This window comes from Pseudaeromonas sp. HNCC25DJ182 (assembly GCF_055413365.1).
In genome coordinates, this window is record NZ_JBVAYG010000014.1 from 41,323 (window position 1) to 64,063 (window position 22,741).

Here is a 22,741-nt window from a genome sequence, read left to right on the forward strand (position 1 = left end):
TCACAATGGTTCATCCATCAAAGGGGGTGGCGTCTTGAGAGGCAGGGTGAAGTAGAAGCTGGCTCCGCCCTGGGGCCGATTCTCGGCCCAGATGCGACCGCCATGAGCCTCGACAATCGCCCGACAGATCGCCAGCCCCAGACCGACGCCCGGGATCACCGACTCCTTGTCGCCGCGGGAAAACTTCTCGAAGATCAGTTGCTCCTTACCCTCCGGCAGACCCGGCCCCTGATCCCAGACCCGCACCTCCAGCGCATCGCCCGCGACACGGGCCGAGATGCCGATGCGGGTCTCGGCGCCGGCATATTTACTGGCATTCTCCAGCAGATTGACCAGCACCCGCTCCAGCATGGTGCCGTCACAATAGAGCAACGGCAAGTCGCCCGGCAGATCCCGCTGCAAGGGATGGCCGCGTAAGGGGACTTCCAGCTCGCGCAGGGCGCTGCCCACCAGCTCCGGCAACGACTGCCAATCCCAGCGCAACGCCAGGCCGCCGGACTGCAGACGGGCCATGTCCAGCAGATTATTCACCAGACGCGAGGTATCCAGCACCTGCTGGCGAATGGCCTCCGCCTGCTGGGCCTGGGGCAGTCCCGCCGATCCCAGCTCCAGGGTCAGGATCTCCGCCTGACCAAACAGCACGGTCAGCGGGGTGCGCAGATCGTGGGAGAGCGCCGCCAACAGCGAGTTGCGCAACCGCTCCGACTCCATCTTGAGCTGGGCCTGCTCGGCCTCACGAGCCAGGGCAATCCGCTCCAGGGCGATGGCGATCAGCACGCCATACAAATCCAGCAGCCGCAACTGCTCCGGGATCATCAACAGCCGCAGGTTGGCCGGTTCAATCACCAGCACCCCCAAGGTCAGATTGGCCGTGGTTAATGGTAACAATCGCTGCGCCAGCGCTGGCAGGGTATCGCTGCCCAGCCCGGCAGGCGCCTTGCGATCCAGACACCACTGGGCCACGGCGCGATCCACCGGGCAACGATCGGCACCCGGCACCCCCTCCAGCAGATGCTGCTCGGCATCCACCAACAGCAGTTGGGTGCGCGCGTGGAAAGAGCGGGCGACAAAGTCACAACTCAGCGCGGCTATCTCATCGGCACTGACGGCACCACTCAACGCCTTGGCCAACTCGAACAACTGCCGCGAGCGCTGCTCCCGATACTGGGCGATCCGCGCCTGATAGCGCACTCCGGCAGTCAACTGGCCGATCAGCAACCCCACCGCCAGCATGACGCCAAAGGTCAGCACATACTGCACATCGCTGACTGCAAACGAAAAATGGGGGACCACGAAGAAGAAGTCGAAGATGGCGACATAAAGGATGGCCGCCAGGATCGCCGGTACCCGACCAAACCGCACCGCAATCAGCACCACCCCGAGCAAAAACAGCATGACGATGTTGGCAGAATCGAGGATCGGCATCAGCAGGCGCGAGATGCCCGCCAGCACGGCACCGAGCAGCAAGGTCGCCCCACAGCCCTTGAGCTGCACCTGCCAGCGTTCGCTGAAGCTGCGCAGATCCGGAGGCAGCGATTCGGCGGGGCGTGGTGGAGGCGATTCGTTCTCCACCGCTACCACGATCAGATCCAGATCCGCGCCCAGGCGCCCCAGACGCTCGGCAAAGCGCCCTCCCCGCCGCCAGAACGATTCCCGCTGGCGACGGCCGATGACGATCTTGCCCAGATTATGTTCCCGGGCGTAACCGAGCACGGCCTGCACCTCGTCTGGAGCCGCCAGAGTTGCGGTCTCCGCCCCCAGATCACTGGCCAGTTTCAAGGTCTGCAAGATGCCTCGCCGCTGGGCCTCCGGCAGCCGATGCAGGCGCGGGGTTTCCACATAGACCGCATGCCAGGGGCTGCCCAGTCTGGCCGCCAACCGTGCCGCGGTGCGCACCACCTTGTCACTGCCATCCTGAGGGCCCAGACAGAGCAGCAGCGCATCCTGGGTATGCCAGACCCGCGAAATATCGGCGTCGCTGCGGTACTCGCGCATCTGACCATCGACCCGCTCGGCGGTGCGGCGCAAGGCCAACTCCCGCAGCGCCATCAGGTTGCCCTTGCGAAAGAAGTGCTCGATGGCCCGCTCCGCCTGACCGGCCAGGTAGACCTTGCCCTCTTTCAGGCGCTGACGCAGATCGTCCGGGGTCAGATCGACCAGCACCACCTCGTCGGCACCATCAAACACCCGATCCGGCACCGTTTCCCGCACCCGGATGCCGGTGATGCCGCCGACGATGTCGTTGAGACTCTCCAGATGCTGGACGTTGACGGTGGTGAAGACGTCGATCCCCGCCTCCAGCAACTCCTCCACATCCTGCCAGCGCTTGGGATGACGGGAGCCGGGCACATTGGAGTGGGCCAGCTCGTCCACCAGCACCACTGCCGGGTGACGGGCCAGCACGCCATCCAGATCGAACTCCGCCAGTCGATGGCCGCGGTAGAAGTGATGGGAGAGCGGCAGTACCTCCAACCCGGCCAGTAGCGCTGCGGTTTCGCTGCGGCCATGGGTTTCCACCAGCCCGACCAGCACGTCCAGTCCTTGAGCCCGCAGGCGCTGGGCCTCTTGCAACATGGCGTAGGTCTTACCGACGCCAGCGCTGGAGCCGAAGAAGACCTTCAGCTTGCCTTTTTGCCGCGTCTTGGCCAACAGCGCATCCGGATCCGGACGACGCGGTTCATCCACATTCATGGCTATTTCCTTGTTGGCAGGGACGCGCCGGAGGCGAGTTCATCCAGTGCCAGATTCAATAACAATATATTTACCACAGGAGCCCCCAGCACACCGAGAGGCGGTATCTCAATCTGCCGGCTCACCAAGGCTTCCACCTGAGTGGCAGGCAAGCCGCGAACCTTAGCCACCCGAGCGACCTGGTAATAGGTCGCCGCCGGGCTTAGGTGGGGATCCAGCCCGCTGCCGGAGCTGGTCACCAGATCCACCGGCATCCGTCCCATGCTGCCAGCGATCACAGGCCACAGTGGGCGCTCACTCGCGTCACCCTCGGTTGGCGCCAGCAGCGCCAACCGCGCGGCTATCTGCTGTTGCAGCTCGGGGTTCAGCGGTCCCAGATTGCTGCCGCCGGAGCCCGCGCCGTTGTAGCCCACCGCCGAAGGGCGGCTCCAGAAATAACCAGCCGCAGTAAATGGCTGGCCAATGAGTCGTGAGCCCACCAACCGCTCGCCCTGATAGACGAGAGAGCCGTTGGCCTGCGCCGGAAAGATCCACTGCGCCAGTGCCGTCATCCCCAGCGGGTAAGCCAGTCCCAGCAACAGGGTAAATCCGAACCATAACCGCAGGGCGGTACCCATTTGTGTCAACATCACGCGCTCCTTACACCCAACCCGCCGCACAGAGCAGCAGATCGATGAGTTTAATTCCGACAAAAGGCACCAGCAGACCGCCCAGACCATAGATCGCCATGTTCCGGCGCAGCAGCTTGGCCGCGCTCAGCGGGCGATAATTCACCCCCCGCAATGCCAGTGGTATCAGCCCTATGATGATGAGGCCGTTGAAGATCACCGCTGACAGAATGGCCGACTGGGGAGTGGCCAGATGCATCAGATTCAGCGCATTAAGGGCCGGATAGGTGGCGGCGAACGCCGCCGGTATGATGGCAAAATACTTGGCCACATCGTTGGCGATGCTGAAGGTGGTCAGGGAGCCCCGGGTCATCAGCATCTGTTTACCGATATGCACCACCTCGATGAGTTTGGTCGGATTGGAGTCCAGATCCACCATGTTGCCCGCTTCTTTCGCCGCCTGGGTGCCACTGTTCATCGCCACTGCCACATCGGCCTGAGCCAGAGCCGGGGCGTCATTGGTTCCATCACCAGTCATGGCCACCAGCCGCCCTTCGCTCTGATACTGACGGATCAGCGCCAGCTTGGTCTCCGGGGTTGCCTCGGCCAGGAAGTCATCGACTCCCGCCTCGGCGGCAATCGCCGCCGCCGTTAGACGGTTATCGCCGGTGACCATCACCGTCTTGATGCCCATGCGCCGCAGCTCCATGAAGCGCTCCTTGATACCGCCCTTAACGATATCCGACAGCGCCACCACCCCCAGCACCTGGTTACCTTCACTGACCACCAAGGGCGTACCGCCTTCGCGAGCCACCTGCTCGACCAAAGTCTGTGCCCGGCGTGGGTACTCGCCACCATTGGCCTCGACATGGCGGCGAATGGCATCGGCAGCACCCTTGCGGATCATCCGTTGTTGCAGATTCACTCCGCTCATCCGGCTCTGGGCCGAGAAGGGGACAAAGGTGGCCCCCAGAGCGTGAATATCCCGCTCCCGCAAGTTAAAGCGCAGCTTGGCCAGTACCACGATACTTCGCCCTTCCGGGGTTTCATCGGCCAGGGAGGCCAACTGGGCGGCATCGGCCAACGCTTGCTCGCTCACCCCAGCTACCGGCAGAAACTGGCTGGCCTGACGATTTCCCAGGGTGATGGTGCCGGTCTTGTCCAGCAGCAGCACATCCACATCTCCTGCCGCTTCCACCGCCCGTCCCGAGGTGGCGATGACGTTGGCGGCCAGCATGCGGCTCATTCCGGCCACCCCGATGGCGGAGAGCAAGCCGCCGATGGTGGTTGGGATCAGGCAGACCAGCAGGGCCACCAGCACGGTAATGGAAATCACCTGGCCACTACCGTTCGCCTGCACGGCAAACGCCGAGAAGGGCAACAGGGTGACGGTGGCCAGCAGGAAGATCAGCGTCAGGGCGATCAGCAGGATCGTCAACGCTATCTCGTTCGGCGTCTTGCGGCGCTTGGCCCCTTCGACCATGGCAATCATGCGATCGAGGAAGGTCTCTCCCGGATTCACGGTCGAGCGGATCACCAGCCAGTCCGAGAGCACGCGGGTGCCGCCGGTCACCGAGCTGAAATCGCCGCCGGATTCGCGGATCACGGGGGCCGATTCCCCGGTGATGGCACTCTCGTCCACCGAGGCCACCCCTTCGATCACCTCACCATCGCAGGGGATCACTTCACCGGCGGCGACCTGCACCACATCGCCCTTGCGCAGTGAGTCAGCACTCACCCGCTGGCTGGGCGCGCCGAACTGGGCCACCGTCAGCTTGTGAGCCCAGACGGTCTGCTTGAGACCCCGCAAGCTGGCCGCTTGCGCCTTGCTACGCCCCTCGGCCAACGCCTCGGCAAAGTTGGCGAACAACACGGTAAACCACAGCCAGACGGCTATGCTGGCGGTGAACCACAACGGCTCTGTGTGGTTCGCCAGTTGTAGCCACTGCACCAGCCAGACCAGGGTGGTCAGGGCACTGCCCAGCCAGACCACGAACATCACCGGATTTTGCCACTGGCTGCGCGGATCCAGTTTGCGGAAGGCGCCTTTGCAGGCTTCGCGGCACAGCGCCGGATCCAGCAGGGAAAGCTTCTTGCGAGTCATAGTCAGTCCTTACTTCAGCATCATCAGCTGTTCGACGATCGGGCCTAGCGCCAGGGAGGGGATAAAGGTCAAGGCCCCCACCAGCAATACAGTACCCACCAGCAAACCGATAAATAACAGGCCATGGGTGGGCAAGGATCCCGGATGTTCCGCTTGACGCAACTTGCCCGCCAAAGACCCGGCCAACGCCAGCACCGGCAGGATGACGCCGAAGCGGCCCAGCAGCATGGCCAACGCCAGCATGCCGTTGTAATAGGGGGAATTGGCGGAGAGACCGGCAAAAGCGCTACCGTTGTTATTGGCCGCCGAGGAGAAGGCGTACAGCACCTCGCTGAAACCATGGGCCCCCGGATTGAAGATCCCGGTGCGACCCGCCTCCAGCAGCAGCGTCAGCGCCGTACCCAGCAGCACCAGAGCTGGCGGGATCAACAGCGCCAAGGCGACCAGCTTCATCTCGCCGCTCTCTATCTTCTTGCCCAGATATTCCGGAGAGCGTCCGATCATCAGACCGCAGATGAAGACAGTGAGCAGCACAAATAAAGCCATGCCATAAAAGCCCGCACCGACACCACCAAAAATAACTTCGCCAAGCTGCATCTGCAGCAGAGGGATCAGGCCACCGAGCGGGGTAAAGGAGTCATGCATGGCATTGACCGCGCCACAGGAAGCCGCGGTGGTCACCACCGCAAACAGGCTACTGGCGGCAATGCCGAAGCGGCTCTCCTTGCCCTCCATATTGCCGCCGGGCATCAAGGTGGATACCTGTTGATCCAGCCCCAGCGCCGCCAGCTGTGGCGTACCCGCCTGCTCGGAGCGAGTCACCATGATCACCGCCAGCACCAGCATCAGAGTCATGGCCAACACAATGGCGACGCCCTGACGCTGATCGCCAACGACCCGGCCAAACGCGAACACCAGAGCCGCCGGGATCAGGAAGATGGCGATCATCTGCAGGAAATTACTCAGCGCGGTCGGATTCTCGAAGGGATGCGCCGAGTTGGCATTGAAGAAACCACCGCCGTTGGTACCCAACATCTTGATCGCTTCCTGAGAGGCGACGGGGCCCATCGCCAGGGTCTGCTCGCTTCCGCTCAAGGTGGTCAACTGCAGATAGTCCTGCAGGTTCTGCACCCCACCCTGCTGCACAAACAGCAGGGCTAGCAGACAGGAGATGGGCAACAACAGGTAGAGGGTGATGCGGAACAAATCGACCCAGGCATTGCCAATGGCCGCAGCCCCATGGCGAGTCAGACCGCGGATCAACGCAAAGGCCACGGCACCACCGGTCGCCGCCGAGAGAAAATTCTGCACCGTCAACCCCACCATCTGGCTGAAGTAGCTCAGGCTGGTTTCACCGGCATAGGCCTGCCAGTTGGTATTGGTCATGAAGCTGACTGCGGTATTCAACGCCAGATCGACCGACAGTCCGGGCAGATGCTGTGGATTGAGCGGTAACACCCCCTGCAGCAGTAACAGCACAAACAGCATGCCACCACCCAGTAGGTTAAACACCAGGATGGCAAAGGTGTATCGTCGCCAATCCATCTCCTCTGTGGCGGCTCCCAGGCAGAGTCGCTCCAGACGTTGCAAGGGGCGCGGTAGCTCCCCCTCGATGAGGCGAGCCAACAACTGACCCAAGGGCCAGGCCAGCAGAACCAGCACCAGTAAAAACAGCAGTAATAGTATCCAGGCGTCGGAACCCATTAGAATTTCTCCGCATTGAGTAGGGCATACAGCAGATAGGCGGCCAGAGCCAGAGCCCCCAGCCCGCCCAGTAGCATCCAGATCGTCATCTCATCACTCCATGGCAGCGGCAACCGATCGCCGCCTCTGAGTCAAAGGCTAAGAGACTGCAGGCAAAAATGAGGTAAAAAGGTCGCGGCTCCCTGTAAAAATTCCGTAAAAATCACCGGCTGACGCCGGTTTCTTGCCCGTCGAAGAGTCTTTGTGCCCCAATCACGCCCCGGTTATCGGTTAGCGCTTGGCAAGCTTGTTAAAAACATGTTATTTCCACTGCATTGCCCCTCAGGAATATCACCATGGCTGAACAAATTACCCACCAGGCCCCATCGTCCGATGAACGCCAACCCGTGGGAGCCCTGTTGTTGCGTACTCTGGCGATGCCGGCCGACACCAATCCCAGCGGCGATATCTTCGGCGGCTGGTTGATGGCGCAGATGGATATGGGGGGTGCCATTCTGGCCAAAGAGCTGGCCCGTGGCCGGGTGGTGACAGTCGCGGTGGATGCCATCACCTTTCTCAAACCGGTAGCGGTCGGTGATGTGGTGTGCTGTTACGGCGAGTGCATCAAGGTGGGAAACAGTTCGCTGAAGATCAAACTGGAAACCTGGGTGAAGAAGGTGGCGAGCGAACCGATCGGCGAGCGCTATTGTGTCACCGAGGCAGCGTTTACCTATGTGGCGGTGGACCGGGAGGGTCGTCCCCGCGCCCTGCCAGCTGAACTGAAGTTCAACAAGAGCGAGATATAAGCCGCCAGCCTTGATCTTCGCCATCCAGCGCGATACGTTGCCAGAACCCATGGCTTTCGCGCAGGATTTTATCATGAATAATCAACCACATATCATTATATCCGCCCTGGATCTTGCCCGTATCGAGCGCTTGCTCGACAGCCTGCCGGATCAGCGCTTTCCGGGGAAGCGCGCCTTGGAGCAGGAGCTGGATCGCGCCGAGGTGCGCGATCCGGAAGAGATGCCTCCCCATGTGGTGACTATGAATTCCGAGGTCCGTTTTCGCCTGCAACCCTCGGGTGAAGAGTTCTGCCTGACTCTGGTCTACCCCAAAGACGTTAACGGCCATGCCGATCGCATCTCGATCCTGGCACCGGTCGGCAGCGCCCTGCTCGGCCTCGCCATCGGTGACGAGATCACCTGGCCCGGTCCCGGTGGCCAACCATTGCAGGTGAGCATCATCGAAATTGTCTATCAACCGGAGCGCGAACTGGAGTTCCATCGCTAATCCACCAATCCGTATCAGGATCGCCATCTCGGGTCAGCTATCTGGACCCGCAATCGGCAAGAAGAGGGTGAAGCAGGTTCCGACACCCTCTTCACTACTCACCTCAATCCGTCCCTTGTGTTTCTTCAGAATGCCATAGGCTAACGACAGGCCGAGCCCAGTCCCCTGGCCCACGGGCTTGGTGGTGAAAAAGGGCTCAAAAATTCGCATCCGTACTGCTTCGGACATTCCCTTGCCATTATCCCGGATCTGCACCCAGACCCACTCCCCGTCCCGCCCGGTGGTCAGCCAGATGTCGCCCATCTTGTCGATGGCATGGGCGGCATTGACCAGAATATTCATAAACACCTGATTGATCTGGGCAGGCACACAACGGACCAGCGGCAACTCACTGTACTCCTTGTGCACCTTGGCCTTGTACTTGAGCTCATTCCAAACCACGTTCAGGGTGCTATCTAGCCCCTTGAGCAGATCGGCCTCTTGCCAGACCGCTTCCCCTGCCCGGGCAAAGTCCTTGAGATCCTGGACTATCTGTTTGACCCGATCCAATCCATCGGCGGATTCGGCCAGCAGCTCAATCACATCCTGGCGCACATAATCCAGCTCGATGGATTCCCGGTATTGCAACAATCGCTGCTGCACCGCAGGTGGCAATTCATCCGCCACCTGCTCATAGGTGTTGATCAGTTCCAGCAAGGTCGCAATATAGCTTTTCAGGGTACTGAGATTGGCATTGACGAAACCGATCGGGTTATTGATTTCATGAGCAACCCCGGCAGCCAATTGACCAATCGCCGCCATCTTGTCGGACTGCAACAACTGCCCCTGGGTGTTCTCCAATTGCTGGTTCAAGCGCTGCAAGGTCTCGTAATCATCACGCAATTTACTGTTGGCATCCGTCAGCTCTCGGGTTCGCAGTGCGACCCGATCCTCAAGTTCCTGATTGGTCTGCAACAGGTTGTGTTGTGTCTCGCGCAGACGGCTGTTTTGCCGCACCACGCGCAATTGCGAGTCATAGAGATCGGCATAGGTCTTGTGCATACCGGCTTGCAGAACAGGCATGGCCTGTTCGGCTACATGGGCCGATTGCAGATAAGCATCCCGGGGTGATACTCCCTCCTGAATCGCCAGGATCTGGAAGCAAACCGGCTTGTCGATGGTCAGGACATGGAAACGCATCCAGAAATTCATATAACGCAGGAAGACTCTGAGTTCATCCAGCGTCATCTCTTCCTTGCAGGCTTCATAGAGATGATGCAAGAACAATTGATGGTCCTTGGCGTGCTCAATCATCACCTCGGACAGGCAGCCGACCTCGAACATCATCTCCTCTTCGGAATTCATGTGCTCACGCAGCTGCTCACCGAGGATTTTCAGGCGCGCCTGCAGTTGCTTGCCGCTAATGCCCTCCAACAGACACAGCGCCAGATCCCCCACATCCCGAAACAATTGTTTATGTTCTTCGTCAACTGAGGCAATTCCCGTCGAAAACTCCGCATCCCAACCCGATCCCATAGATACCTCTGCTGAATTCCTGCTGTTTGCTACGACCTGACTCAGGATTCCTCATCCAGCAACAAGGAACCATCTGGACCCCATTTTACTTGGGTAATGCCGGGGGCCTCCTGCTCCAGACGCCGTCGCTCTCGCTCCTGAGGCGAAAGCTGGTTCATTGTCATCCGGCAGAGATCCGCCAGTTTCTGATTCTCGAGCCACAATTGCCGATAACGCAGGGCCTGGGCTATGGTGGTCACCAGCTCATAGTCATTCCAGGGTTTGGCAACGAAGCGGTAAATCTGCGCCTGATTGATCGCCGCAATCAGGGCATTCAGATCGGCATAACCGGAGATGATCAACCGCGGCGCCTCGGGTTGCAGCGCCAGACAGCGACTGAGTAGCGTGACACCATCCATCTCCGGCATCCGGTAATCCGAGAGGATCAACGACACGGCATGGGCCTCCACATAGCCCAACGCCGCATAGGGATCGGTAAAGGAGATCACCTTCAGCGGATAAACCTGGCCATCAAAGGCACAGGGGATGCGCGCCAACAGCCGACTGATGGCCTTGAGCATCATGGGTTCGTCATCGACAAGCACTAGCTGTTCCATACTCACCTCGTGTTATCTGCAAGCCCTGGCAACCAGGTGCCACCAGGTGCCACCAGGTGCCACCAGGATTTATCGCTGATTTAACTCACGGTTGCACAACGTACACAGTGACCGCTTTCCCCTCGGTGCGCTCAAAATGCCAGATGTGCTGGATAATCGCCTCGTCCAGAACCCGCCCCCGGGTGAGCAGCAGAAAACGACTGGCGCTGAACAGATCCCGGGATAGCTTCATGCCAGGCTTCAATTGACTCGATCCCAGCGCGACTTCGCGGATCCGCTGCTGCTCGGCATCCACCACCCGGACCAGTAACGACACCAGATCCGGATCATAACGCTGTCCCTTGTTTTCCCGAATGTAGAGCAGGGCATGCTCGGCGGTAATGGCCTGAGGTAAAATTAATCCCATTTGCAGCTCATCGTAATCCACGGCAATCGCCAGGATCCGTGCCCCCAAGGGGATTGAGTCGCTGTGTAGACGATCGGGAAAGCCGGTACCATCATAATGTTCATGAATATGGCGGATCAGGGCGCCGGCCCGGTTCAACTCGGGGATCGGCAGCAGCACCATCTGTCCAAGCGCCGGATGCTCCATCACCTCACTGCGCTCCTGACGGTTGCAGCTCAAGAATGGCTTGTTCACCAAGGCATCCGGCAGGGCTATCTTGCCGATATCGTGCAATTGGGCCGCATTGCGGATCGCCTCGAACTCCTCTTCCCCCACGTCAGCCATCCGGGCCAACTGCTCCGCCACATCCACCACCCGCTGGCTGTGTCCCGCCCAATCGGCAAAGCGCATGTCCAGCATATTGGCCAAGACCTGTAACGAGGTACGGAACGAGGTTTTCAACTCCTGCTGCGTCATCTCCAGAAAGGAGACCAATTGGCTCAGCTCCGCGGTGCGCTGGGCGACTTTCTGCTCGAGGGTCGCGTTGGCTTCCCGCAAGGCATCATTTTGTTTGGCGGTCAGCTGCTGCAAGCGGGCATTATCCCGCTTCAGTTTTTGCTGTTCCAAGGCCTGAGCCACAATCAGCAGCAACTCATCATCGTGCCAGGGTTTGGCAATATAGCGGTAGATTTCACCCTGATTGATCGCCGCCACGGTTTGGGTCATGTCGGCATGCCCAGTCAACAACAGACGCATGGTATCCGGCCACTGCTGGCGGATCTTGGCCAGCAATTCGGCACCATCCATATGCGGCATGCGCATGTCGGAGATCACCAGGTCCACCGGCTCCCGCGCCATCAATGCCAGTGCTTCCGCACCGCTGGCCGCCATCAGCAACCGATAGTTGTGGGCATGCAGCAGCCGCATCAATGATTTGAGGACATTGACCTCATCATCAACCAACAGTAGCGTGGCGCTCTGGTTCATAGCCTCTTGTTCCCCTGTATTGCCGAGATCGAGTTAAAACAGACCCGGCCTCAACGCACTTATTTCATCATATTTATCAAATGCATCATTGATTGCGACCTTGAGCTCACCCTCTTCCCAAGGCTTGCTGATAAAACGGAAGATCTCACCAGCGTTGACAGCTGACGACAAAGCCTCCAAGTCGGCATACCCACTGAGCATTACCCGCACCGTATGGGGATAGCGCGCCTTGATCTGCCGCAATAGCTCGAGCCCGGTGACACCTGGCATCCGGTTGTCACTGACAATCACACCGACCTGATAATGAGCCATGCAATCCAGCGCCGCCTCGGCCGTGGCCGCCGTCATGATCTGATAACCGCTGGAACGCAAGGTGCGGCGTAGCGCACTCAGGATCGAGGGTTCATCATCGACCAATAACAAGATGCGCGACGGCACGCCTTCCTGGACCGTCGATTGCTCCTGAGTCGAGGATATCTGCGCCACCAGCGCAGGGAGTTGGCCAGCCGAAGTCGGGCGCCCACGCAGGAATCCCTGCATCTCATCGCAGTGCAACAGGCGCAGGTAGGTGTATTGCTCCTGAGTTTCCACCCCCTCAGCAATCACGATTAATCCCATGGCGTGGCCGAGGGCTATAATGGCGCGCACAATCACCGCATCACTGTTGGAGTCCAGCAGGTCGAACACAAAAGATTGATCGATCTTCAACTTGTCGAGCGGGAACAACTTCAGATAACTCAGGCTGGAATAACCAGTACCAAAATCATCCACTGACAGCGTGACACCCAACTCTTTTAACCGTTTCAGTGTCGATATCGCCTGATTGACATCGGCCATGATGCACCCTTCGGTGACTTCCAGCTCCAGACGCTCTGCAGGCAGACCACTGCTCGCCAGACATGCAGCAACCTGCTCCACCAGCAAGCCATGTTGAAAATGCACCGCGGAAAGATTGACCGCCATATTCAACTCCAGCCCCTCAGCCAACCAGGCTGCGGCCTGTTGGCAGGCTGTCTTCAGCACCCAGTCACTGATGGCAACAATCAGCCCCCCCTCCTCCGCCAGAGGAATAAACTCTTTGGGCGGAATAACACGCTCGGCCGTGCGCCAGCGAATCAAGGCTTCGACCCCGGTCACCTTGCCGGTGCGCATATTCAATTGGGGTTGATACTCTAAAAACAACTCCTCATGGTCCAATGCATGCCGTAGCGCTTGCAGCAGGTCGGTTTGCTGCCGCAACCAGAGCGCCTGCTCCGGGCTAAAACGCTGGATCAAGGTGTTGGGATGGGTGCGACACCAGTCAACGGCGGTATCGGCATTGCTCATCAGCTCCAGCGCGGTTCGCCCCTGCTCCGGAAAATCACTGAGCCCCACCACGGGCGGGCAGATAATGTCGTGGTTTTCGTACTGCAATGGCAAAGAAAGCTGGTCGACAATCTGCTGGGCCAGTTCCAGCGCCGGGTCCAAGCTCTCGAGTCGCGGTAAGATCACCGCATAGTGATTAGCCGCCAGCCGTGAGGCCAGACCCCGATCACCGACCAAGGCCTGTAGCCGTTGCAGTTGTGACATCAGCAACCAATCACCGACCGCATAGCCAAATTTTTCATTCAGCGAACGAAAACGGCGCAGATCGACATGCAGCACCGCCACGAGTTGCCGTGAGCGTTCCGCTTGCCGGATATCTTGCGTCAAGCGTTCTTCCACCAGGATCCGGTTCAACTCGGAGAGCGAACCAGTACGCGACAGATGAAGAACACACTCCTCCAACTGACGGGAGGTCCGCAGATCCGTCACTATGCCGATGTAGAAACCAGTCAATGTATCGGGATCTTCCTGCTCCGAGTCCGGGATATATTGCAGCGTCAACCAGAACGGAAAACTCTCGCCCTGCTTGTTCCGCCCATTCAGTTCCCCATCCCACCCCTGCCATTGCCGGATGCGCAGACGAAACTCCTCGTAAGAGTCACCTTGCATGAAGAGGGGCAATAACAAGGAAGAGGGGCGGCCAATCAGCTCCTGCGAGGTGTAACCGCACAGCGCGCAAAAGGCCGGGTTGACCCAGCGTAGCACTCCCTGGGCATCGCAAATAAACATGCCTTGTGCCGCCGCATTGGCCAATTTACATAGCAAGGTCAGCCGTGAATCAGCAGATAACTCGAGGACAAGCTCGTGACCACCCGCGTCAGTGTCGGCCTCTATTGGCAATAACCGCTCCAGTACCGGTTGACCGAGGGATCCGCTCGCCGCCAGAGCCCACAATTGCGCACTGGCCTGCAAATGAACCCAATGCATGATCTGCTCACAAAAAGCCGAACCGCTCAGCGAAGTCGAGATCCGGGCATCAACCAGCGAGAGTTCATCAGCGGCTACCTCATCGTTGTCGCTACTCAGCAGAAGAACCGGAGTGGAGTCGGGACGCAACTCGGCCCGACTGGTGCGCAACCAGGCAATCCGTCGAGTCAAAGCCTGGCGATCCAGCAAATAGACCACCACACTTGCCATCTCGAGCCCATCCGGTTCGCCCACCACCAGATTAAATGCACCGCCCAGGGCACCGGGCAGCCAGGAGCTCAGGCCGGGTTCATCCACTAAAACGCCAATTCTCGGTCGGTCGACCGATGTGATTCCCTCCTGCATTACCCCCATCTCCGCACATGCCGACACAGTCTGACTATAGTTGATCCCGTCGGGTTAACGGGTTGACCGCACGCGCAAGTTTCAACCCGGAAGGGTGCCTTTGGCTCCCTTCCGGGATGCAGATCGGCATTATTCCTCCAGTGTGGAGAGATCCCCCTCATCCTGACCCAAAGCCCGTGCCCGCAGCACCCGGCGCATGATTTTCCCCGAACGGGTCTTGGGCAAGGCCTCGACAAAATGCACGGTTTCCGGGGTGGCGATGCGTCCCAGCTCCCGCGCCACATGCTCCTTGAGCTCGGACTCCAGATGCTTGTCGCCGCTGGCCCCGGCCTTCAGCAGCACATAGGTATGAATACCCGTGCCTTTCATTTCGTGGGGCAAACCGATCGCCGCCGCTTCTGTCACCATGGGATGACTCACCAGGGCGCTTTCGATCTCGGCAGTCCCGAGCCGATAGCCGGAGACCTTGAGCACTTCATCCATGCGGCCAATCACCCAGACATAGCCATCCTTATCCATCTTGGCGCTATCTCCAGCCTTGTAATAGCCCTGGCTCTGGTAATCCCCCCAGTAGAGCTCGGCATAGCGCGGTGCATCGCGAAAGATGGTACGGGCCATTCCCGGCCAAGGATTCTTGATCACCAGCTTGCCCTCTTCACCGACCGGCACCTCGTTACCTGCATCATCCACCACCCCGATTTCGTTGCCGAAGAAGGGCTTAGTCGCGGAGCCGGGTTTCAGCGGAGTAATGGGCAAGGGGCAGATCATGAAACCGCCGGTTTCGGTCTGCCACCAGGTGTCGATGATCGGACAACGCTTGCCGCCGATCACCTCATAGAACCAGCGCCAGGCTTCCGGGTTGATGGGTTCACCCACCGAGCCCAGCAACCGCAGGCTGGAGAGGTCGTAGCGGCTGGGCCAACGATCACCAAAGCGCATCAGGCCGCGCAGAGCCGTGGGCGAGGTATAGAGAATATTGACTCCGTATTTCTCGACCATCTGCCACCAACGGCTGGGATAGGGATAGTTCGGCGCGCCCTCATACATGATGAGGGTGGCGCCATTGATCAGCGGCCCGTACACCATGTAGCTGTGGCCGGTGATCCAGCCCGGGTCCGCCGCACACCACCAGCGATCTTCCGGCTTGATATCAAACGCCATGCGGTGGGTGGTCGATGTATAGACGGCGTAACCACCATGGGTATGCACCAGCCCCTTGGGCTTGCCGGTTGTCCCCGAGGTATAGAGGATGAACAGCATATCCTCGGAGTCCATGACTTCGGTCTCGCAGCGCGGGCTGGCAATGGGCAGGGATTGCAGATCGTGGTACCAGAAGTCCCGCTCGCTCTCCATCTGCACATCCAGACCGTTATTGCGCACCGTGATGCACACCTCGATGCTGGGCGAGCGTTGCATGGCTTCGTTAGCGATGGATTTCAGATCCGTCGGCTTGCCGCGACGGAAGCCACCATCGGCGGTGACCAGCACCCGGCTGTCGGCGTCTTCGATGCGGGCCGCCAGGGCCTCCACCGAAAATCCGCCGTAGACCACCGAATGGGCAGCGCCAATCTTGGCACACGCCAGCATGGCAAATGCCAGTTCAGGGATCTGCGGCATATAGAGGGTGACAATATCGCCCTTGCGCACCCCCATGCTCTTGAGCACATTGGCAAACTGGCACACTTCCCGATTCAGGGCATGATAGGAAAACGAGCGCACAGCCCCCTTTTCACTCTCCCAGATGATGGCCAGCTTGTTGCGCGTCGCGCCGCTCAGGTGCCGGTCAATGGCGTTGTGCACTATGTTGATCTGGCCACCGACAAACCACTGGTAGAAGGGTTTGTTACTGGCATCCAGCACCGTATCCCAGGGTTTGAACCAGCTCAGATGCGCCGCCTGTTCGGCCCAGAAGTGTTCCCGCTGCTCGATGGAATAGCGATAGAGCTGGTCATATTCCTGGATATTGGCTTGCGCCAGCACCTCGGCGCTGGGGTAGTAGAAGGTTTCGGTCATGTGCGGTGTCCTCGGCATCCATACCCGCGCCTCAACCGCGCGGGAATGGTTTTAAGCGTAGACGCCCGGTGTTGTCGACAGACCCGCAGCTCACAAAAGGTTAATGAATTGTTACTCGGGCGTCGGTGCGGTCACACTTTTGAGAATGTGCTCCGCCGCCGGATGCGGGTTACGCTGCCCGGGTACAATCAGAAACACCTCGCTGTGCAAGTCGCTGCAGGTCCCCAACGTCACCAAGCCATGGTGCTCGGCCAGCGAAACTACCATCTGTTCCGGGGCCGGCATGACGCCATCGCCCGCCTCTGCCATCACCTTCATCAAGGCGCTGTCACTGATTTCGGCGCGGATCCAGGGGGTGATGCCCTGATCGTGCAGCCAGCCCAGCAGTTGGGCGTGCAGGGGGTGATCCTGATCCGGCAGTAACAGCGGCAATTCGCTCAGACACTCGGGAAATGGCAAGGCGCTACGTGCCGCCAGCTCCGGCGCAGCAAAGAAAGCGACAGGCGAGCGCAGCAGCGGGTAACTACGAGCCTGCACATCCAGCCCGGCACTGTAGGCCACCTCCGACAGCACGGCATCCAGGGCATGTACCCCCAACTGGCCCAGCAAACGGATCATGGGCCCCTCCTGACAGCGGATGCTGAGCGTGGGTTGAGCCAGAAACAGCGGCGAGAGCCAACCCTGCACCAGGCGTTTCGGCAGGGCATCTGTGATGCCGATCCGGAACTCGGGCCAACTGCCCTGACGCTTACCATCAAACAGGGTCGCCAGCTCTTCACCGATGGCAAACATCCGGCTGGCATAGGCAAATGCCTGATGCCCTTCCACCGTCAACACCAGTCGTCGCCCCTGGCGTTCAAACAGGGGATGATTCAACCGCTCTTCCAGCAGCTTGATCTGATCGCTCATGGTTTGCGGCGCCAGATGCAAGCGCTGAGCAGCCGCCCGCAGACTACCGAGCCGGGCCGTGACCCAAAAGTAGTAGAGATGATGGTAATTCAGTCCACGCATGTCTGCTTTTCCCTGCTGTAAGAATGAGTTTATCTCCGGTATTAACGCGCGTTTTGCCGTAACTGGCTAGCCCTTCCAACGTACTACTGACCACTGAGTGCTCAACGCCGTGGCTTATCGCCAGAAGCGCGGCACCCATGCCCCAATAACAACCCCCAGCCACTCATCAGCGCCAGGCCACCCAGCGGGGTAATCACTCCCAAGGGCCATTGCGCCAACACCAACAGATAGAGGCTACCGGAAAACAGCAGCATCCCCAGCGCAAAGGCCCAGCAGGCCGCCCGTAGCCAACGGGAAGGCTGCAGTTGCCCCAGCACGACCACCAGCAGCAGCGCCAACGCATGCCACAGCTGATACTGCACGCCGATCTGCAGGGTCTGCAGCTGTTCCGGCGCCAGTACATGCTTGAGACCATGGGCGGCAAAGGCGCCCATGGCCACAGCGCTCAAACCGGCCAACCCGGCAATTCCAATCCACACCCGCATTACCCGCTCTCCTGTTACGCATCAGAACCCGGGATTTCCTCACTGCTGAAAACACTACCCAGGTCACTGACGTGATATGGTCATGATGACTGAATATGATGCCAGCACAGTGCAGGGATGCAGAGGACCAACATGGCGAAAACACGAAAAACAATCGGCTTGGCCCTCGGCAGCGGCGCGGCCCGGGGTTGGGCCCATATCGGCGTCCTGCGCGCCCTGACACGGGTGGGATTACAACCCGACCTGATCGCCGGTTGCAGCATTGGTGCCCTGGTCGGTGCCGCCTATGCCGCCGGAGAGCTCGACTCTCTGGAACAGTGGGTGCGAGGCTTCACCCGCTTGCAGGTCATGAGTCTGCTGGATCCGACCTTTTCCGGCGGCTTGTTTCGGGGCGACAAGGTGTTTGGCGTTGCCGAGGAGCGGGTGGGTGAACTGACCTTTGCCGAACTGCAGTTACCCTTTGCCTGCGTAGCCACCGAGCTGGAAACAGGCCGTGAACACTGGCTGCAGGAGGGGGCTGTGATGAGCGCGGTGCGGGCCTCCTGCTCGATCCCCGGCATGTTTGTCCCGGTTCAGCTCGATGGCCGTTGGCTCATCGACGGCGCCGTGGTCAATCCTGTCCCAGTCTCCCTGTGTCGGGCCATGGGCGCGGATCTGGTCATCGCCGTCAACCTCAACTCGGACACCCGGCAAAACTGGAGTAGCCATGACGACGATGAAGTCACAGCCCGTCATCCCCTGCTGCAATGGTTGCCGAAACGCAATCACCCCGGGGCTCCCAGCATGATCGGCGTCATGAATAACAGCATCAGCATCATGCAAGAACGCATCACCCGAGCCCGGATGGCCGGGGATCCTCCGGAGATAGCCCTCAACCCCCATCTCGGGGATCTGGCGATCATGGATTTCCATCGCGCCAGCGAGGCGATCGCCGAAGGGGAAGCATGCGTCGATCGCATGATCCCGTTCATCGAGGCGGAGGTCCGCCGTTTCGGGATCGAACTGACCCCGCGCAGCGCCAACAATCCCGAAATTTAAACCCGCAATCACCAGGCGCCCCTGCGCCAGCAGCAGGGGCGGCCTTCGCTCTTGCTTCACCGCCCAGCAGCGCCACATCGCCGGTATCCCCCTAGTGACAACGATTACAAAGTGGGATCCAAACCATGACCCATGACGGCCAGCGCACTCTGTATAGCCTACCGGGTCATGCAGCCACTGCGATCAGCATCCGTCAGGATCTTGCCGCACCAATCCCGTCTCCAATTTCCATGTCACCGCAGAAATAACACACCGGATGAAAAGGCAACGTGACACAAAAATGAGAGAAATAGACATAACCATATGATTATTAACAAATAACCACACGGCAAAGGTGAAAATATATTTTTGGTACCGCTTACATGATTGTGTGAGTTCGATCGCCAATGCCATGCAAATCATCGACTAGACTCTGGGCCACCGGGTGGTTTCACCGCAGTAAACGGACAGGAGTAGCATCATGGGATTGGCAGACGTTCTGGCACGACGGGATTGGCAGAATCCGGCACTGAGTAGCTGGCAGCGCTTACCGAGCCATACCCCATGTGCCAGTTGGCGAGACTTGGCCGCGGCGCGCGAAGATCGCCCCTCCCCCTCCCGCCTGTCGCTGAACGGGGACTGGTTTTTCAGTTTTTTTGATGCCCCGGAGCTGGTGCCCGAACAATGGCTAGAGCAGGAGTTGACAGGTGCCTGCACCCTGAGTGTTCCAGGCAACTGGCAACTGCAAGGTTTTGACACCCCCATTTACAGCAACATCAAATATCCATTTCCCTGCCAGCCACCCCGGGTCCCCGACGCCAACCCGACCGGCTGCTACTCCCGAACCTTCATGCTGCCAGCCACCTGGACCGCCAATGGCCAGGTGCGCATCATCTTCGATGGCGCCAATAGCGCACTGCATCTGTGGTGCAACGGACACTGGATCGGTTATTCCCAGGATAGCCGCCTACCCGCCGAATTTGATCTGACCCCCTTTCTGCTGCCAGGCGAGAATCGACTGGCGGTGATGGTGCTGCGCTGGTGCGATGGCAGCTATCTGGAAGACCAGGACATGTGGCGCCTGAGCGGATTGTTCCGCGATGTGACCCTACTGCACAAACCCGACAGCCACCTGAGCGATATCCGGATCACTCCCGATCTCGATGCCTGCTACCACGATGGCCGCCTGCACATCGAGGTCCAGGTCGCGGCGAATGAGCCAGGCCTACAAGTCCGCAGCACCCTGTTCTCGGGAGAGGAAGCGCTGATCAGCGGAACCTATCCCCTCGGCACCGACGTCATCGATGAACGGGGGCGCTATGCCGATCGGGTGCATATCGACTGGTCACTCGCCAGCCCCCGGCAGTGGAGCGCCGAGATCCCCAACCTCTACCGCCTGACAGTCGAACTGCTGGATTCAGCGGGACAACTCCTCGAAGTCGAAGCCCATGACGTCGGTTTCCGCAAAGTCGAAATCCGCGACGGCCTGCTCTGCCTGAATGGCCAGCCCTTGCTCATCCGCGGGGTCAACCGCCACGAGTTCGATCCCGAGCTGGGTCAGGTGATGACCCATGAGCGGATGCTGCAGGATATCCGGTTGCTGAAACAGAATAATTTCAATGCGGTACGCACCTCCCATTATCCGAATCATCCCGAGTTCTACCGGTTATGCGATCGCTTCGGTCTCTATCTGGTGGACGAGGCCAATATCGAAACCCATGGCATGGTGCCGATGAACCGGCTGACCGATGATCCGCTGTGGCTACCGTCCATCTGCGAACGGGTCAGCCGCATGGTGCAGCGGGACCACAATCATCCCTGCATCATCCTCTGGTCGCTGGGTAACGAATCCGGCTATGGCGCCGCTCACGATGCCATGTACCAATGGCTCAAACGCCAGGATCCCAGCCGGCCGGTGCAGTATGAAGGTGGTGGTGCCAACACGGCGGCGACCGACATTATCTGCCCCATGTACGCTCGCGTGGATCAAGACCAACCTTTTCCTGCCGTGCCGAAGTGGAACCTGAAGAAATGGATCGGGCTCCCCGGCGAAACCCGCCCGCTGATCCTGTGTGAATATGCTCACGCCATGGGTAACAGTCTGGGTGGCTTCGCCCACTACTGGCAGGCGTTCCGCAGTCATCCCCGCCTGCAGGGTGGCTTTGTCTGGGACTGGGTCGATCAGGGGTTGAGCCGCCGCGATGCCGGAGGTCAGCATTGGTGGGCCTATGGGGGAGACTTTGGCGACATGCCCAATGACCGCCAGTTCTGTCTGAATGGCCTGGTGTTTCCGGATCGGAGCCCTCATCCGGCGTTAGCCGAGGCGAAAAAAGCCCAGCAATGTATCCAGTTTGAACTGCTCGGTCAGCATCCCCTACGCATTCGTCTGCACAGCGACTGGTTGTTCCGCCACTGTGACCAGGACGTGCTGCAATGGCGCATCCAGCAAGGGGCAACCACCCTGTTGCAAGGGGAACTGACCCTGGCATTAGCGCCACAACAGAGCGCTGACTATGTTCTCTGCGACCAGCTTCCCCCCTTCGCAGCCAATGAGCTGGCCTGGCTGGATCTGCAGATTCTACAATCCCAAGCGACCCCTTGGTCGGATGCAGGTCACCCGATCGCCAGTGAACAATTCGAGCTACCCGTGCCACTGGCTGCCCCCCAGCCGCAAGCAACTGGCATGGTCGAGGTTACAGCAAGCGACGCAGGCTGGCTGATCGAAGCCAATCACCAGCGTTGGCAGCTGGATCGGCACAGTGGCCGCATCAGTCAATGGTGGTCAGCCGATCAGCAGCCGCAACTGCTGGCCCCCATCACCGACCATTTCTATCGCGCGCCCCTGGATAATGATATCGGCACCAGTGAAGCGGACCATCTGGATCCCGCTGCCTGGATAGCACGCTGGGCCACCATTGGCCTGGCCGATTGGCAGCATCAGTGTCTGAGTATTCGCGAGGCCAGCAGAGGTCCGGAGCCGGAGTTCGTCATCGAGCATGGCTACTTCCATGCGGGTGTCTTGCAAGTACTGAGCTGCTGGCGCCATCGTTTTGACAACCAAGGCCGCCAACATCTGGAGATCCAGGTCACGCTCGCTACAGGTCTGCCATCGCTACCGCGCATCGGGATCTTGCTCCAGTTAGCCCAGCCAGTGGAACAGGTCACCTGGCTCGGACGCGGCCCTCACGAGAACTATCCCGATCGCAAGCTTGCGGCCCATCTCGGGCACTGGGAGCTCCCCTTGGCCGCCTTGCATACGCCCTATATTTTCCCCACCGAAAACGGGCTGCGCTGCGATACGCGCCAGTTGCAACTCGGTGCCCTCTCCGTCAGCGGACACTTCCACTTCGGAGTCAGTCGTTACAGTCCGCAGACCTTGGCCCGCACCCGTCACCAGCATGAATTGGTCGCCGATGCCGGTTTGCATCTATGTCTGGACGGCTACCACATGGGGATCGGCGGCGATGACTCCTGGAGCCCCAGCGTCCGCGAAGAGTACTTATTGAATCCCGGATGCTACCGCTACCAACTGACACTGGGTGTGAGCGTCGGCTGAAAAAACGCCAATAGACACAGCAAAAACAGGGATGTTGGCTATTAATTAACTGATATGTATAAAAATTAAGCCCAATGTAACATTATGTAAGCGTTTTCTTTGTGTTGTGAAGATCACAGACAAAAATGTAACAAATTGACTACATTGGCTTAAGCCCCGC

At 59.5% G+C, this 22,741-nt stretch carries 16 protein-coding genes; 4 read left to right on the plus strand and 12 right to left on the minus strand.

The features are described from left to right. Genes kdpD through kdpF form a run of 5 tightly spaced genes read right to left on the minus strand, consistent with a single transcriptional unit; the run spans nt 1 to nt 7,196 of the window. Complete coding sequence (kdpD, locus tag ACZYUB_RS12060) at nt 1-2,691, minus strand: two-component system sensor histidine kinase KdpD (RefSeq protein WP_463948206.1); 2,691 nt, start codon at nt 2,689-2,691, stop codon at nt 1-3. A 2-nt stretch (nt 2,692-2,693) separates the two neighbouring features. Then, on the minus strand, nt 2,694-3,320 hold the full coding sequence (gene kdpC / locus ACZYUB_RS12065) for a potassium-transporting ATPase subunit KdpC (protein ID WP_463948208.1): 627 nt from the start codon (nt 3,318-3,320) through the stop codon (nt 2,694-2,696). A 10-nt stretch (nt 3,321-3,330) separates the two neighbouring features. Continuing rightward, the gene (gene kdpB / locus ACZYUB_RS12070; RefSeq protein WP_463948210.1) at nt 3,331-5,403 is read right to left on the minus strand and encodes a potassium-transporting ATPase subunit KdpB; all 2,073 of its coding nucleotides are present in this window, start codon (nt 5,401-5,403) and stop codon (nt 3,331-3,333) included. A 9-nt stretch (nt 5,404-5,412) separates the two neighbouring features. Continuing rightward, entirely contained in the window at nt 5,413-7,107 is a 1,695-nt protein-coding gene (gene kdpA, locus ACZYUB_RS12075; protein WP_463948212.1) for a potassium-transporting ATPase subunit KdpA, read from the minus strand. Continuing rightward, nucleotides 7,107-7,196: a K(+)-transporting ATPase subunit F gene (kdpF, locus tag ACZYUB_RS12080; RefSeq protein WP_460883602.1), complete on the minus strand. Its 90-nt coding sequence runs from the start codon at nt 7,194-7,196 to the stop codon at nt 7,107-7,109. The genes kdpA and kdpF overlap by 1 nt, the downstream gene beginning before the upstream one ends. 246 nt (nt 7,197-7,442) lie before the next feature. On the opposite strand from kdpF, the gene yciA reads away from it, so the two are divergent. Both yciA and rnk read left to right on the plus strand, forming a co-directional pair. Beyond that, a complete protein-coding gene (yciA, locus tag ACZYUB_RS12085; protein WP_463948215.1) occupies nt 7,443-7,892 on the plus strand; it encodes an acyl-CoA thioester hydrolase YciA in 450 nt (149 codons plus the stop codon). 73 nt (nt 7,893-7,965) lie between these two features. Next, entirely contained in the window at nt 7,966-8,379 is a 414-nt protein-coding gene (gene rnk / locus ACZYUB_RS12090; protein ID WP_463948217.1) for a nucleoside diphosphate kinase regulator, read from the plus strand. Between the two features lie 33 nt (nt 8,380-8,412). Here rnk and ACZYUB_RS12095 read toward each other — a convergent pair whose 3' ends face one another. The 7 genes from ACZYUB_RS12095 to ACZYUB_RS12125 form a co-directional block, all read right to left on the minus strand. Further along, nucleotides 8,413-9,894 (minus strand): ATP-binding protein, encoded by a 1,482-nt coding sequence (locus tag ACZYUB_RS12095; RefSeq protein ID WP_463948219.1) that lies wholly within the window; start codon nt 9,892-9,894, stop codon nt 8,413-8,415. Nucleotides 9,895-9,935: 41 nt separating this feature from the next. Beyond that, nucleotides 9,936-10,490, minus strand: a complete 555-nt coding sequence (locus tag ACZYUB_RS12100) for a response regulator (protein WP_463948221.1) — start codon at nt 10,488-10,490, stop codon at nt 9,936-9,938. A gap of 85 nt (nt 10,491-10,575) precedes the next feature. Beyond that, nucleotides 10,576-11,862 (minus strand): response regulator c-di-GMP phosphodiesterase, NosR family, encoded by a 1,287-nt coding sequence (gene nosR, locus ACZYUB_RS12105; RefSeq protein WP_463948223.1) that lies wholly within the window; start codon nt 11,860-11,862, stop codon nt 10,576-10,578. A 33-nt stretch (nt 11,863-11,895) separates the two neighbouring features. Beyond that, on the minus strand, nt 11,896-14,499 hold the full coding sequence (locus ACZYUB_RS12110; protein ID WP_463948225.1) for an EAL domain-containing protein: 2,604 nt from the start codon (nt 14,497-14,499) through the stop codon (nt 11,896-11,898). Between the two features lie 129 nt (nt 14,500-14,628). Next, on the minus strand, nt 14,629-16,512 hold the full coding sequence (acs, locus tag ACZYUB_RS12115; protein WP_463948227.1) for an acetate--CoA ligase: 1,884 nt from the start codon (nt 16,510-16,512) through the stop codon (nt 14,629-14,631). 111 nt (nt 16,513-16,623) lie between these two features. Beyond that, entirely contained in the window at nt 16,624-17,523 is a 900-nt protein-coding gene (locus ACZYUB_RS12120; protein WP_463948228.1) for a LysR substrate-binding domain-containing protein, read from the minus strand. A 101-nt stretch (nt 17,524-17,624) separates the two neighbouring features. After that, a complete protein-coding gene (locus ACZYUB_RS12125) occupies nt 17,625-18,008 on the minus strand; it encodes a DUF423 domain-containing protein (protein WP_463948230.1) in 384 nt (127 codons plus the stop codon). 132 nt (nt 18,009-18,140) lie between these two features. Here ACZYUB_RS12125 and rssA point away from each other — a divergent pair, with 132 nt between their 5' ends. Next, nucleotides 18,141-19,046 (plus strand): patatin-like phospholipase RssA, encoded by a 906-nt coding sequence (gene rssA / locus ACZYUB_RS12130; RefSeq protein WP_463948232.1) that lies wholly within the window; start codon nt 18,141-18,143, stop codon nt 19,044-19,046. A 460-nt stretch (nt 19,047-19,506) separates the two neighbouring features. Continuing rightward, nucleotides 19,507-22,581 (plus strand): beta-galactosidase, encoded by a 3,075-nt coding sequence (locus ACZYUB_RS12135; RefSeq protein ID WP_463948233.1) that lies wholly within the window; start codon nt 19,507-19,509, stop codon nt 22,579-22,581. Nucleotides 22,582-22,741 lie beyond the last annotated feature (160 nt).

Coding starts and splice junctions, on each gene's coding strand:
- ACZYUB_RS12135 (WP_463948233.1), top strand. CDS start 19,507: ATGGGATTGGCAGACGTTCTGGCACGACGGGATTGGCAGAATCCGGCA.
- nosR (WP_463948223.1), bottom strand. CDS start 11,862: ATGAACCAGAGCGCCACGCTACTGTTGGTTGATGATGAGGTCAATGTC.
- kdpA (WP_463948212.1), bottom strand. CDS start 7,107: ATGGGTTCCGACGCCTGGATACTATTACTGCTGTTTTTACTGGTGCTG.
- kdpC (WP_463948208.1), bottom strand. CDS start 3,320: ATGTTGACACAAATGGGTACCGCCCTGCGGTTATGGTTCGGATTTACC.
- kdpF (WP_460883602.1), bottom strand. CDS start 7,196: ATGACGATCTGGATGCTACTGGGCGGGCTGGGGGCTCTGGCTCTGGCC.
- acs (WP_463948227.1), bottom strand. CDS start 16,512: ATGACCGAAACCTTCTACTACCCCAGCGCCGAGGTGCTGGCGCAAGCC.
- kdpD (WP_463948206.1), bottom strand. CDS start 2,691: ATGAATGTGGATGAACCGCGTCGTCCGGATCCGGATGCGCTGTTGGCC.
- ACZYUB_RS12120 (WP_463948228.1), bottom strand. CDS start 17,523: ATGCGTGGACTGAATTACCATCATCTCTACTACTTTTGGGTCACGGCC.
- ACZYUB_RS12100 (WP_463948221.1), bottom strand. CDS start 10,490: ATGGAACAGCTAGTGCTTGTCGATGACGAACCCATGATGCTCAAGGCC.
- kdpB (WP_463948210.1), bottom strand. CDS start 5,403: ATGACTCGCAAGAAGCTTTCCCTGCTGGATCCGGCGCTGTGCCGCGAA.
- ACZYUB_RS12125 (WP_463948230.1), bottom strand. CDS start 18,008: ATGCGGGTGTGGATTGGAATTGCCGGGTTGGCCGGTTTGAGCGCTGTG.
- ACZYUB_RS12095 (WP_463948219.1), bottom strand. CDS start 9,894: ATGGGATCGGGTTGGGATGCGGAGTTTTCGACGGGAATTGCCTCAGTT.
- rnk (WP_463948217.1), top strand. CDS start 7,966: ATGAATAATCAACCACATATCATTATATCCGCCCTGGATCTTGCCCGT.
- rssA (WP_463948232.1), top strand. CDS start 18,141: ATGGCGAAAACACGAAAAACAATCGGCTTGGCCCTCGGCAGCGGCGCG.
- ACZYUB_RS12110 (WP_463948225.1), bottom strand. CDS start 14,499: ATGCAGGAGGGAATCACATCGGTCGACCGACCGAGAATTGGCGTTTTA.
- yciA (WP_463948215.1), top strand. CDS start 7,443: ATGGCTGAACAAATTACCCACCAGGCCCCATCGTCCGATGAACGCCAA.